This is a genomic window from Pseudomonas sp. X10 (assembly GCF_054889225.1).
Genome location: NZ_CM142677.1, coordinates 3,435,922 through 3,448,913 on the forward strand (window position 1 = coordinate 3,435,922; position 12,992 = coordinate 3,448,913).

At 63.5% G+C, this 12,992-nt stretch carries 11 protein-coding genes; all 11 read right to left on the minus strand.

What is annotated here, in order from left to right; genetic code table 11:
* Positions 1–2: 2 nt before the first annotated feature.
* Positions 3–608 carry a ribosome-inactivating family protein gene (locus ACYU03_RS15740; protein WP_461885579.1) on the minus strand — a complete coding sequence of 202 codons (606 nt, stop codon included), beginning with the start codon at positions 606–608 and terminating at the stop codon, positions 3–5.
* A complete protein-coding gene (gene tssH / locus ACYU03_RS15745; RefSeq protein ID WP_461885580.1) occupies positions 605–3,259 on the minus strand; it encodes a type VI secretion system ATPase TssH in 2,655 nt (884 codons plus the stop codon). Before tssH ends, ACYU03_RS15740 begins: the two co-directional genes overlap by 4 nt.
* Positions 3,252–4,289, minus strand: coding sequence for a type VI secretion system baseplate subunit TssG (gene tssG / locus ACYU03_RS15750; protein ID WP_461885581.1), 1,038 nt, complete (start codon positions 4,287–4,289; stop codon positions 3,252–3,254). Before tssG ends, tssH begins: the two co-directional genes overlap by 8 nt.
* Positions 4,274–6,148, minus strand: coding sequence for a type VI secretion system baseplate subunit TssF (gene tssF, locus ACYU03_RS15755; protein ID WP_461885582.1), 1,875 nt, complete (start codon positions 6,146–6,148; stop codon positions 4,274–4,276). The genes tssG and tssF overlap by 16 nt, the downstream gene beginning before the upstream one ends.
* Positions 6,145–6,663 (minus strand): type VI secretion system baseplate subunit TssE, encoded by a 519-nt coding sequence (gene tssE / locus ACYU03_RS15760; protein WP_461885583.1) that lies wholly within the window; start codon positions 6,661–6,663, stop codon positions 6,145–6,147. Before tssE ends, tssF begins: the two co-directional genes overlap by 4 nt.
* 104 nt (positions 6,664–6,767) lie before the next feature.
* The gene (locus ACYU03_RS15765) at positions 6,768–7,250 is read right to left on the minus strand and encodes an Hcp family type VI secretion system effector (RefSeq protein WP_461885584.1); all 483 of its coding nucleotides are present in this window, start codon (positions 7,248–7,250) and stop codon (positions 6,768–6,770) included.
* 60 nt (positions 7,251–7,310) lie between these two features.
* A complete protein-coding gene (tssC, locus tag ACYU03_RS15770; RefSeq protein ID WP_461885585.1) occupies positions 7,311–8,807 on the minus strand; it encodes a type VI secretion system contractile sheath large subunit in 1,497 nt (498 codons plus the stop codon).
* A 93-nt stretch (positions 8,808–8,900) separates the two neighbouring features.
* Positions 8,901–9,425, minus strand: coding sequence for a type VI secretion system contractile sheath small subunit (gene tssB, locus ACYU03_RS15775; protein ID WP_461885586.1), 525 nt, complete (start codon positions 9,423–9,425; stop codon positions 8,901–8,903).
* 46 nt (positions 9,426–9,471) lie between these two features.
* Positions 9,472–10,527, minus strand: coding sequence for a type VI secretion system protein TssA (tssA, locus tag ACYU03_RS15780; RefSeq protein ID WP_461885587.1), 1,056 nt, complete (start codon positions 10,525–10,527; stop codon positions 9,472–9,474).
* 167 nt (positions 10,528–10,694) lie between these two features.
* Positions 10,695–11,729, minus strand: a complete 1,035-nt coding sequence (locus ACYU03_RS15785) for a catalase family peroxidase (protein WP_461885588.1) — start codon at positions 11,727–11,729, stop codon at positions 10,695–10,697.
* Positions 11,730–11,780: 51 nt separating this feature from the next.
* A complete protein-coding gene (locus ACYU03_RS15790; RefSeq protein ID WP_461885589.1) occupies positions 11,781–12,737 on the minus strand; it encodes an anti-sigma factor family protein in 957 nt (318 codons plus the stop codon).
* Positions 12,738–12,992: the final 255 nt, after the last annotated feature.

The window sequence follows — 12,992 nt, forward strand, 5'->3', positions numbered from 1 at the left end:
CTTCAGCGCAGGTGGCGCACCCAGACTTTGGCATCGTTGCTGTCGGTCAGTTTTTCCCAGTCCCGAAACAGCGTCTGCCAGTCGGCAAGCGGTTTATAGGATTCGTGCTCGCTGGCCAGCAGCCGTTCGATACGCCGCTCGGTTTCCTTGAAGCGCACCGCCTCGGCGCAAGCCACCACGGCGAACGACAACGGCAACCTGAGGTGGTCGTAATTGCCACCGCTGTAGTCGCGTAGCGCCGCCAGCTTCATGCGGGTGAAGGCCGAATAGGTAGTCGTTTGGGTATTGGTCCGCAACTCGGTATGGGAGCTTTTCATTTCCGTATTCTTGACCTTGACGCTGTTGCCACCGACGGCCAGTTGAGCGTCCAACGACCAATCGCAGTCAGCGAAGCGGTACCAGGTGTTGGAAGCGCCGAGGAAGGCAACGATGTACAGCGACTTGCGCGCCATCAGCAGGCTTGCGGCCACCTCCTGGCCGGGCTCCAGTATCAGGTCGAGGCGAAAATAACCCCTACGCCCGTTAGCCAGTTTAAGCAGCGTACGCATCTGTGCGATGGCCTCGGCGTAGAGGAAAAAGCCGGTATGCAAATGCATGGTGATGATCATGGGTCCACTCCTACGGTGTCATCGAACACGTAATGAAACGCCCCATCGCGCACACTGACATGCACCTGGGTGGCCGGCTGAGCACGCATCATCCGTTCGAGGAATTCACGGCTAATGGCGGGCAGTACCGAATGGGTCAGGATCGCGTCGATCATCCGCCCGCCACTCTCAAGCTCGGTGCAGCGACTGGCAATCAGCGCCACCACGTCCTCGTCGAAACTGAACGGCAGGCCGTGACGCTCGCGCAGGCGTTGTCCGATGCGGCCCAACTGCAGGCGGATGATGCTGGCGAGCATGGCGTCGCTCAGCGGGTAATAGGGGACCACCACCACACGCCCAAGCAGCGCCGGCGGAAACACATTCAGCAGCGGCTCGCGCAGGGCCTTGCCGAGGATCTCCGGGTCGGGCGGCAGGTCCGAGCGATGGCACAGCCGGCTGATGGTTTCGGTGCCAACATTGGTGGTGAGCAGGATCACGGTATTCTTGAAGTCGATCACCCTGCCCTCGCCGTCTTCCATCCAGCCCTTGTCAAACACCTGGAAGAACAACTCGTGCACGTCGGGGTGCGCCTTCTCGATCTCGTCCAGCAGCACCACGCTGTAGGGCTTGCGCCGCACCGCCTCGGTCAGCACCCCTCCCTCGCCATAACCGACATACCCCGGTGGCGCGCCCTTGAGGCTGGAGGCGGTATGCGCTTCCTGGTACTCGCTCATGTTGACGGTGATCAGGTTGTGCTCACCGCCATATAGCGACTCGGCCAGCGCCAGGGCCGTCTCGGTCTTGCCGACCCCGGAGGTACCCGCGAGCAGGAATACGCCCACCGGCTTGCCAGGGTTGTCCAGACCCGCTCGGGCGGTCTGGATGCGTCGGGCGATGGCCTCCAGCGCATGGGGCTGACCAATGATACGACGCGCCAGGGTGTCGGCCAGGTTGAGCACGTTGTCGATCTCGTTGCGCACCATGCGCCCTACCGGGATGCCGGTCCAGTCCTGCACCACCGAGGCGACCGCTTGTTCATCGACGGTCGACAGGATCAGCGGCGTTTCGCCCTGGGCCTGGGTCAGGGCGTGCTGGCGGACGCGAAGCTCGTCCAGGTCCCCACTCGCACCGCCGTCGCCTGCCAATTGCGCGCGCAGTCCGAGAATCGCCGCCACCTGTTCCTGCTCGCTGGCCCAGCGCGCCTCCAGCTCGTCGAGACGACCGCGCTCCTGCAGCAGTTGCTCATCGACAGTGGCCTGGCGCGCCTGGATATCGACGCCCAGTGCCCGCTCGCGGTCGATGATCGCCAGTTCGGTCTCGAACGCCTCGATCCGCCGCCGGCTGTCGTCCACCTGCGCCGGGGTAGCATGCAAACTGATGGCGACCCGGGCACAGGCAGTGTCCAGCAGGCTGATAGCCTTGTCCGGCAACTGCCGCGCGGGGATGTAGCGGTGGGACAGACGCACCGCTGCCTGCAGCGCCACGTCGAGGATCTGCACCTGGTGGTGATGGGCCATGGCATTGGCGATACCGCGCAGCATCAGCAATGCGCGGGCTTCGTCGGGCTCATCGACCTGCACGGTCTGGAAGCGCCGGGTCAGTGCCGGGTCCTTCTCGATATGCTTCTTGTACTCCGCGAAGGTGGTGGCACCGATCGTACGCAATGTGCCACGGGCCAACGCGGGCTTGAGCAGGTTGGCCGCATCACTGGTGCCCGCGGCGCCACCGGCACCGACCAGGGTGTGGGTCTCGTCGATGAACAGGATCACCGGCTTGCTACTGGCCTGCACTTCGTCGATCACCGTGCGCAAGCGCTGCTCGAACTCGCCTTTCATGCTCGCCCCGGCCTGCAGCAGGCCGACATCCAGCACCAGCAGCCGCACCTCGCGCAGCGCCGGAGGCACGTCACCACGAACGATGCGCTGGGCGAAACCTTCGACCACGGCGGTCTTGCCGACCCCCGCCTCGCCCACCAGGATCGGATTGTTCTGCCGACGACGCATGAGGATGTCGATGACCTGGCGGATCTCGTCGTCACGTCCGACGATCGGGTCCAACTCCCCACTACGGGCCTGCCTGGTGAGATCAATGGTGAACTGCGCAAGCGCCTGCTGGCCACCCTGCGCAGATGGAGCGAGGGCGCCAGAGACGTCGCCCGGCGCCAGCTGGAAGCCATCGGTGGCGATCTGACGAGCCTCGGGCGAGCCATCCAGCAGTTCGGCAAAGCGCTCAATCAGGTCATCGACCTTGACCCTGGCGAACTCGCTGGACACCGCCAGCAGGCCATTGCGCAGGCCACGGTCTTTGAGCAGGCCGACCAGCAGGTGCCCGGAGCGCACCTGCGACTCACCGAACATCAGCGTCGCCTGCACCCAGGCGCGCTCGACGCTCTCCTCCAGTTGCGACGACAGGTCGGTGATCGAGGTCGAGCCACGCGGCAGGCGATCCAGCGCCGTAGTCAGGTCACGCGCCAGCCGTGCCGGGTCTAGCTCATAGTGGCGAACGACGCGTGACAGGTCGCAATCGTCCAGTTGCAGCAACTGGTGCAGCCAGTGCACCAGCTCCACGTAGGGGTTGCCGCGCAATTTGCAGAACACTGTGCTGCTTTCGATGGCCCGGTAACACAGGCCATTGAGCTTGCCGAACAGGGCAACCCGACTGATTTCAGCCATGACTGGCTCCTTGCGATGAAGTGGATAACGCAACACGGGGATTGATCAGCAACTGACGGTCGTCCTCGTCCGGTGGAGCGCCGCTCAGCCAACTGCTCCAGCCCAGGCGCGCCTCCTTGCCCAGGCGGGTACCGGGCAGGTGCTGACGGGCGACGACCAGGTTGACGTCCCAGTCCAGTGCCAGCCCCGCGTACTGGCGGACCCAGGCGCTCAGGCGCTGCAGGCTTTCCCCGCCCGGCAGCAGCCGGCGAACCTGGTCCATGTCCAGCGGGCCGATGACCACGCGGAATTTGCCTTGGGCATTCCATACCTTGCGACCGAGCACGCTCCCTTCCCCCAGGCGCACGGCGTCGGGCCCACTGCGCAGGGTGCACAGGCCATCGGCAGGCAGAGTCATCCAGTGGCCGACGAACTGCTCGACCTTGACCGGCGCCCGGAAGAAATCACCCAACAGCGCCGCCAGTCCGCCAGCATTGCGGACCTGCGGCGCCAGACGCCCGGCGTAGTGCTGCTTGGCCAGGTCAGGCACGGCGTCACGCCCCTGCAGCGAGGGCATGCCCAGTCCGATCAGCGAGGCGACGTACATCGAAAAGCGATCCGCCCCCGGACGGTCCAGGCTCACTGCGGGCTGCGCACAGGCCCAGGCGCGGTAGAACAGGCTGATGAGGCGGTGATGAAATACATCGCAGAAGCGCGCCAACGTCGGATCGTTGAGGTTGCGTTGACGATCACGGATGTATTCGCTCAGGTGCAACGGCATCGGGCCGTTGGCGCCGAGCAGGCCGAAGAAATTCAACAGCAGCAGCGGTGGGCGTTGCTCGTCAGCCGGGTGCAAGTTGGCGAGCATCGCCGGCTCGAAGGCCAGCGACGGTTGCTGGCCAAAGCGCAGCGCTTCGTCGGCGGGGTGACTGGCCTGGCCGATCCGCGGCCGGTCGGCGAAAGCGCACTCCAACTGGCGCAACGCAGCGTGGAAGTCGAAAGCTGCGGGGTGCTGCTGCAGGCGTTGCAGCAGGGCTACAGGATCTCGCATCGCCCTACCCTCGTCGGCCACTGCATGATCACCCCACGCGTGGTGCTAATGACCTGCGTCTCGGTAAAGGCATTGAGCGCTACGTACTTGGCGAAGAACTGCTCTAGCACAGCCCCAAAGATGAACACCCCGGCACCTTCGAAGGCGCTTTCGTCGAGGGTCACGCTGACCTGCAGGCCGCGCCCGTAGGTGATCGGCCCCGGCAACGGCAGGCGCCGCACGATCGAGCGGGCGGCCACCGAGCGCAGGCCGTCGATCTGCTTGTGCGCCGAGCTGTCATCAGGGCCGCAATACAGACGCAGCAGCTCGCGCAGCGCCGTGGCGCCCTGCTCCGGGTCCTGGTCGAGCAGCGACAGGTAATTGAGTGAAAGGTGACTGACCAGCCGCCAGGCCGTCTCGCCCTCGGCGAACGAGACACGCGGCGCGGTGGGCCCGGCTACACAACGCACTGCCCGTACCGGCGCGCCAGACTCGACCGTGAAATCGGTCCGGCCACCGCCCACTGGCATGCTCAGTACCAGATCGCGATTGGTGCACAGGGTATCGACCCCCAATTGGCGCAGATCGCTGCGGTATGGCGCTTCGTGTACATCGACCAGCGACAGGAAGATTTCGCTACCGATATAGCTTGAGCGCGGGCCCTGCCGACGCTGCTGCTCGGACAGCGCCCGTCTGTCGCGGCGTACCTGGTACCAGGCGCCGGCCCCCACGCCCTGCAGATCATTGGCATGGTAGAACGAAGCGAAATGCTGCTCGGCCTCGGCGCCACTGTCATAGCCAGTGACGCCGGTGACCTGGTAGATCTCGTAGTCCATGGGACGGGTGCGATCCGGCACCACGTGGTAGTCGGACTGCTGATCGGACAGGTGCACACGGTCGGCGCGCTTGGGGAACAGGTTGATCGCCGGGGTGCAATGCAAAGCGAACTGGGCGGCGCTGGTGCTGTTTTCCAGCACCGGGTTGAAGCTGCGCAATAGCACGATCACATCCAACTGGCTGACCTCGCAGCGCTTGACTGCCGCCCCCAGGCCACCCAGTTCGACGAACTGGAAGCGCTGAGGCAAGGTGAAGTACTCCTGCAGCAAGCGATACCCCTGGAACGAGCGTGGCCCTGCCGGCAGCAGCGCTTGCTCGTCATCGAAGCCATGGACGCGGATCACCGGGCGCTCGAGCACCTCATGCCAGCGGCTGTCGTCCTGCACCGGCTGAACCAGCAGGCCGACCGACTGTGCCAGCAACTGCTCGAGCATGCGCCCGGCATGGCCGTCGGCACCACGCAGGTACAAGCTGAGGCTGGTCAGGTCCAGTTCGTTGAAGACAAGCCCTGCGCCGACCTCAAGACGCAGGCGCAACGCGGCTTTGACCGGCCCCAGGCGCGACAGCTCGACGCCGCCGACCTGTCCGGCGCAGGCGAAATAGCGCGCCTCGGTAAGCGCTATCGGCCATAGGGTGACATCGTGGGCAGTGCGAAACTCGCAGGCGGTCTGGTCGCCTTTGCCCAGCAGGCTATGCAGCGCCGTGCCGCGTGGCACGGTGAACCCCTGGGCCAGGCTACCTTCGCTCATGTCCGGTTGTAGTTGCACCACCGCAGTGGCGGGCATCGGCGTCAGGTAATGGGGGTAGACCAGCTCCAACAGATGGTTAGTGAACCGCGGGAACTCGGCATCGATCTTCAATTGCACGCGTGCCGCCAGAAAGCTGAAGCCTTCGAGCAGACGCTCGACATAAGGGTCAGCACAGGCGTGGGTCTCAAGCCCCAGGCGCCCGGCGACCTTGGGATAATCACGGGCGAACTCGCCACCCATTTCCCGCAGGTGCTGGAGCTCACGCTCGTAGTAGCGCAGCAGTCGTTCGTTCACCGGGCGCCTCCGAAATCGATGTCGTAGAGCTTCACTTCACCGGCCTCAAGGTCCAGTTCGGTCTTCAGGTACAGGCGCTCGGGCAACGGCTGCCCCCACAGCTCGCCATGGATCTCGAACGCCACCTGGTTGGGGCTGCCTTGTTCGCTGACCACCGGCAACAACGTGACGCGGATACTGTCGCGCAGGATCCGCGGCTCGAAATCCTCGATGACCTGATGGATGCGCCGGGCCAGGGCCTGCGGATCAAGCCCCGTGATGGTCTTGCCGGACAGGTCCGGCAAGCCGAAGTTGAGCACCGAGCGCCTGGCCAGTGGGTAGCCGCCAAGCTCCTGGACGCTGCCCAGGTTCGTGCTGTTGAGCAGCCAGCCCAGGTCGCGCAGCACTGCCCGGCGCAAATTGCGCATCGACAACACGCGCTGCTCGCGCAACTCTTGGGTCTGCTCGCGGGCATCGTCGCTCAGGCGATCGAGCAACGAGGGCTGCAAGCGTTCCCTGCTGGTCAGTTCGGCCATGGGCAGGCCTTCGGGAGATAGGATAGGGAGACAATCATCGACGCAGCTCCAGTCGACTCATGGGGTGGACCAGTACCGGGATACCGGCCCGCCCCAGGCCTGGGTCAGATCTTGGCGTTGGCTTCCAGGTCCCACTTCTTCGGTGTGCCGGTGGTGATCTTCTCACCGCTGAAGGAGTCGTACTGGTAGCTGATCTTGGTGAAGTTGATGGAGAAGGTTTCACTGGGGCGCTCGCCGTTGCTGTTGGCCGAATAGGAGCTGATGATCGCCTCCTCCAGTTCCAGCTTGAGGAACACCTGCTCTTTCTTCTCGGCGCCCCCGGTCTGGATGAAGTGGATCTCGGCCTTGCCCAGGCTCTTGCCACACACCGCTTCCATGAACAGGTCGGCCGAGGCCAGGTCGGTGGCCTTGGTCAGGGAGATTTCCGAGAACGAAGGGTTGCTGGTGTCACGGTCGGCCCCGCCACCGCTGGTGGAGATGGCGCGACCGACGCCCATCTGCAAGGCATCGATGGTGATCCAGTCGGTGTGGCCGGAGACGGTCGACGTGCCTTTGATTTTCTTGCCGTTGAAGTTGAGCAGGATCATGGTCAATACCTTTTCAGTCGATCAGTGAGGGGTGCAGCGAGGTTGCTAAGCCAGCGACCATCAGGTCTTGGCCGAAGGCAGCTTGGAGACCAGGCGCAGCGATACCGTCAGCCCTTCGAGTTGGTAGTGGGGGCGCAGGTAGAATTTGGAGTGGTAGTAGCCGGGGTTGCCCTCGACCTCCTCGACCACTACCTCGGCACCGGCCAGGGGCTTGCGCGCCTTGTCCGATTCGGTAGCAGTGGCCGGGTTGTGCTCGACGTAGCGGCCGATCCAGTTGTTGAGCCAGACCTGCATGTCGGCGCGCTCCTTGAACGAGCCGATCTTGTCGCGCACGATGCATTTGAGGTAATGGGCAAAACGGCAAGTGGCGAACAGGTATGGCAGGCGCGCAGCCAGGTTGGCGTTGGCGGTGGCATCCGGGTCGTCGTACTCGGCCGGCTTGTGCATCGACTGGGCACCGATGAACGCGGCCAGGCCACTGTTCTTCTTGTGCACCAACGGCATGAAGCCGTTCTTGGCCAGCTCCGCTTCGCGGCGGTCGCTGATGGCGATCTCGGTCGGGCAGGTCATGTCGACACCGCCATCGTCAGTCGGGAAGGTGTGCACCGGCAGCCCTTCGACCGCCCCTCCCGATTCGATGCCACGGATCTGCGAGCACCAGCCGTAGTGCTTGAACGAGCGGTTGATGTTCACCGCCATGGCGTAGGCGGCGTTGGCCCAGGTGAAGTCCTTGCTGCCCACGCTGTCGGTGGTTTCCTCGAAGTCGAAGTCTTCTACCGGGTTGGATTTGGCACCGTACGGCGCACGTGCCAGGAAGCGTGGCATGGCCAGGCCTACGTAGCGCGAATCTTCCGAGGCGCGGAAGTTGCGCCAGGCGGCATGCTCGGGAGTCTGGAATATCTTGGTCAGGTCACGCGGGTTGGCCAGCTCCTGCCACGACTCCATCAGCATCACGCTGGGGTCGGCGGCGGTGATCAGCGGGCAATGGGTCGCGGCGCTGATCTTGGCCATCTGTGACAGCAACTCCACGTCCGGTGCGCTGTTGTTGAAGTAGTAGTCGGCAACGAAGGTACCATAGGGCTCGCCGCCGAACTGGCCGTACTCTTCCTCGTAGAGCTTCTTGAACAACGGGCTCTGGTCCCAGGCTACCCCCTTGAACTTGCGCAAGGTCTTGTGCACTTCGCTTTTGGAAATGTTCATCACTCGGATCTTCAGCGACTCATCCGACTCGGTGTTGCTGACCAGGTAATCCAGGCCACGCCAGGCACTTTCCAACGACTGGAATTCCTCGTGGTGGAGGATGTGATTGATCTGCTCGGACAGCTTGCGATCGAGCTCGGCGATCAGCCCCTCGATGGTGCCAAGCACATCGCCACTGATCAGCTGGGTGTCTTGGAGCGCTTGCCCTGCCAAGGTGCGCACGGCGTTTTCCACCGCGTCGCGGGCCTTGTCGGTCTTGGGCTTGAACTCTTTCTGCAGCAGGCTTGCGAAGTCACCGAGGTCGATTTCGCCTGGTGCTGACAACGCGTTTGCGTCTTGGCTTTGCAAGGTGGACATTTGCAGCATCCCTCGATTTTTGGGCAAAAGGATCTATCTGCCGGTGCCGCGAGGGCCCAGCCGGGTTACAGGTCGTTCAACGGGTCGTTGTTGTCAGTCGGCGTGCAGGTCTTGCAACGCGTCGGCCTGAGGTTTGGGCGTAGCGCTCAGGGCTTGGAGCAACGCAGGGTCCTTGAGCACCCGGGCGAGCAGCTCCTCAGCGCCGGTCTTGCCATCCATGTAAGTCAGCAGGTTGGAGAGTTGGTTGCGTGCGCTCAGCAGCGCTTCAAGCGACGGCACCTTGCGCGCCACGGCACCGGGGGTGAAGTCGTCCATGCTCTCGAAGGTGATATCCACCGGCAGGTTGCCCTCGCCGGTGAGAGTGTTGGGCACCTGGAAAGCCGCACGCGGCTTCATCGACTTGAGGCGCTCGTCGAAGTTGTCCACGTCGATCTCCAGGAACTTGCGCTCGGCCACTGGCGGCAGCGGCTCGGCCGGCTTGCCGGAGAGGTCCGAGAACACGCCCATGACGAAGGGCAATTGCACGGTCTTTTCGGCGCCGTAGATCTCCACGTCGTATTCGATCTGCACGCGTGGGGCGCGGTTGCGGGCAATGAACTTCTGACTGTTTTCTGCCACGGGGCTTCTCCTGTGCTTAGGGGACGATAGGCTGGGTTGAGTGGATTCAATCGTCGCTGCCGCTGTCATGGCGAACGCCGCTGACCAGGGCCATCTGCGCCAGGCCATCGGGGGCCAAGTCCTGCAGCAGCTCCATGAAACTCAGGTCGAGCAGCTTGCGGGCGCGCTGCAGCAACAGCGGCACCGGGCTGGTCGGCTCGTGCACGGCAAAGTAGGCGCAGAGCCGATCCAGAGTCTGGCGCACGTCATCGCGGTTACCGATCTCGCCGCATGACGCTGCAAGTGGTTGCGGCGCATCGGCACTTGCCTGCATTGGCGCCGTGACGGTCTGTTGCGGCAGACGCTGGCGCACGTTGTCGACAGCGCGGCGCAACAGATTCGACAGGGCACTCAAGTCGATGGCGCTGGCGAAACCGACACGCTCGGTGAGCAAGTTTTCTATATGCACGCTGCTCTGGTGGGCCTGCTCCAGCAGCGTCAGGGTGGCTTGCAGAGTCTCCTGGCCGGCCTCCTGAAACGTCGCTTCGATCATCGCCAGCGACAGCGCGGCCTGGTCGGGGGAAGCACCCAACTCGCCGGTGGCCAACTCGATATCGCGCAGGCTGACCTTGCCAAGCGCCACCACCTCGACCAGCGGCGTCTCGCGCAGGGCTTGCAACAGGCCTGCGGCCTCGCACAGGCTGGCCAGCACGCTGACGCGCAGTTGCGGATCGTTGTCGTCGCCCGGATCCAGTTGTGGGTGTACCTGCTCCCAGTGCTCGTCCAGCAGTGCCTCGACTAGCGCCAGGCCGGCCGCCAAGCCGCGAAGGCCATGCAGATTCAGTCCTGCGCTGGTCAGGTACACCGCCAGGCGCAAATCGCGACTGCGTGCAGATAGCGCCAGCGCCAGGCGGGCGACCTCCTTCCAGTCGGGGGCGGTGGCCTGGGTCAGGATGCTGCCGTACTCGACCTCCGGCGTGCCCTGGGCCAGGGCTTCAAGATCCAGGTAGTCGGCATCGTATTCCAGGCTCTCACCACAGGGGTGCTCGCCATCGAACGGCCTAGCCAGGCTTGCGAGTTCACTTGTCCAGGTGTCGCTTGCACACGGATCGGAAAGGCCCATCGAAATACCCCGTCAGTCACGAAGAATCTGCATTCGTGAAGGAATAACAAACGGAGTCCGGGTTTTATTCCGATAGAAAATGAAAAATTTATCGTGCCAGGCGAGCCAGTTTTACATCACTCCCCAAACGCGCTTGTTCCGTTAGAGGGTGATCTGTGAACCTGGACTCAGTGCCCACCCATCTCGGCGAGACGGCGTCGATGGGACTCGGCATAAGCTGCCGCTCGGGCGTGCAACAACGGATCGTCCGAGGGCTGGATGCCCCTGGGCAGCACCAATGGATTGAAGTCGATATCCCGGCACGGGCCATCGATCTGGGACTGCTGCTGGTCGATCACCAGCACACCGGCATCGATTTCGCGATGGCCAGGACGGCTCCAGCGCTGGGTCGCATCGTTGCTCACATCGCCAGGCAGCGCCAAGGTCAGGATCAGGTGCCAGCGCGCCGCGTTCTGGGCCAGGCGTGTGACTAGGTCGTAGGTCAGCAGATCAGGATCATTCTGTTCGATCTGTCGCTCATTGAGCGCGGTATACGGGGTTTCCGGCTCCATGCGCCAGCGCACCAGGTGCTTGCCACCTGCGGCGTCGGTGAAATAGAAGGCGTTGACGCTGTAATAAGTCCCGTTGTCGAACCCCGAGGACGGCGGGTGCGCCTGCAGCCATTCTTCGAAGGGGCGTATTTCGGGGTGGGTGCGACGAAACTCGCTCAAGCGATGGGGGTTGGCCACGGTAGTGCCCGGATCCGGCACCGCAGCCCGCAGTTGTTCGAACAATGCCTGGGGCGTACTGACGAAGAACACCGGCACGGAGTTGAGCGCCATGCGCCACGACTCGTTACCCTCGCGCATGTCCAGGGCCAAGCTGCGCAGGTGGCTGCGAGTATCGCTGACTGAAGGGTCACCACCGGCCACGGAAAACCGTCCGATCACGGGGAAGCTACCTTGGCGCAGGAACGCTGTGTGGGACCACTCGGCACCACGACCGTTACTGTCGAAGCGGCCACTGATGCATATGCCTTTGGCGTGATTGCGACGAAAGCCCGGATGTTCGCCAGTCGCAGCTTCGAAGGCATCGACCATGCGCGCGGCGTCGGCGCGCGTGGAAAACGCCCCGGACAGCATGATGGACAGGGCGCAGCCCATGCCTGCTAGAAGAATGAGGGCTGCGATGGAGAGGAAACGCCGGGAAACGGTGCGGTGCATTGGAACGGTCCAGGATCAAGGCGCCTGCGCCGCACCCGACTCCCTGGGGTTCTACTGGCGAATATCGGCAACCCACAGCGAAGATGGCGGCGCTACCTCGGCACCGAACAGCTGACCGGTACTGCGGTCGGCCACCAAACGTGCAACAGCATCAAGATCGACGCCCTGCGGGGTGCCGATCAGCGCGTAGCCTAGCTGAGACTGCCGCCACATCACAACATCCATACCCGCGACGTTTATCTGGGTAAGCGCTTGGTCGGGCTTGGGCTCCTTCATCACGCACAGCGCCACCGGATCACCCTGCACCGGCAGGTATACCAGTTGGACCAGCGCCTTGCCGTTGAAACGCAGGCGCTGCACGCGCTTGAGGGTAAGCCCGGCGGCACTAAGGTCGGGCACGCGCAGCTCCAGGCCATCCAGCTCACGGATATCGGAGATGGTGCGGCTCACATCTTCGCCATCGGCCTTGACGTAACTCACCGTGTCGCGACTGTACAGGCGCTGATAGGCTGCCGCCTGTTGCACCCAGGGCGACGGCTGGACCTGGGCCACGGCCGGGGCCTGCAGAGCACTGTCGGTATTCAGCGCACCGTCGAAGATACCGGACTGCAACACCAGGCCATAGCAAGTTGCGCCCGTGGCGAAGGCCACGGCCAGCCAGCCGAACTTCGGCTTGCCGAACACGCGGGACAACAGGCTCTCGGACTCGCCGACCGGAGCACGGGGGCGGGAAACAGGAGTCGGTTCGGGCGTAACGGCTTGCGCCCTGGCAGTATGTTCGGCGACCAGTGCATCGATATTGCGCGTCAGGCTCTCGGGCACCGGCGGCACCGCCTGGCGAGCGAAGGCTTCGGAGTATGGCAGGACCGACGACATCAGCAGCGCGACACGCTCGGCCACTTCCGGCGAAGCGTTCATGAGCTGCTCGACTTCCTCGCACTGTTGCGGCGACAGCTCGCCGTCAACATAAGCCATTAGCAGAGCATCGTCCGCTATAGTGGTGGTCACTTCCCGAACTCCATTGTTCATGGTACTTCACGTCTTGACTACGTCGCTCTGGCCTTGTGAGCCGCTCGACGGGCTGGCGGATAGCCGGCACGCCATCATATTAATATCGCCCAAACTATCGCAAGCTGCATGCATGATCATTGAAAAGAGATCGAAAGCATCGCAAAAGTGCATTATAAATCGTTTGCGCGGCGCATCCGGATAGGTTTTTATTCTCCGGGATGGCACAATCCACACAGTGTATCGGCTCTGTGA